Genomic DNA, 228 nt, shown 5'->3' on the forward strand with positions numbered 1-228 from the left:
GCCAGGCACGCGAGCAGCAGCCCGACGAGCCGGGCGCGCGGGCCGCCCCCGCGCGCGGCGAGCGCGCCGAGGGCCTGGCGCGGATCGGCCGAGCGCGCCATCGCGGCCACCGCGAGCTGCAGCCCGAGCGGCCAGCCGTCGACGCGTCCGAACAGCCGCGCGCACGCATCGGCGGCGACGCGCTGCGCAAAGCGCGCGCCGACCAGCTCGATCGTCTCGTCGAGCGTG

At 80.3% G+C, this 228-nt stretch carries 1 protein-coding gene; it reads right to left on the reverse strand.

The window, feature by feature from the left end; genetic code table 11:
* Window positions 1-228 (reverse strand): hypothetical protein (locus KVT39_RS37760; protein WP_217591554.1); only part of this gene is annotated, 228 nt, incomplete at both ends.

This window comes from Burkholderia sp. GbtcB21 (assembly GCF_019091065.1).
Taxonomy (GTDB): Bacteria; Pseudomonadota; Gammaproteobacteria; order Burkholderiales; family Burkholderiaceae; genus Burkholderia; species Burkholderia pyrrocinia_C.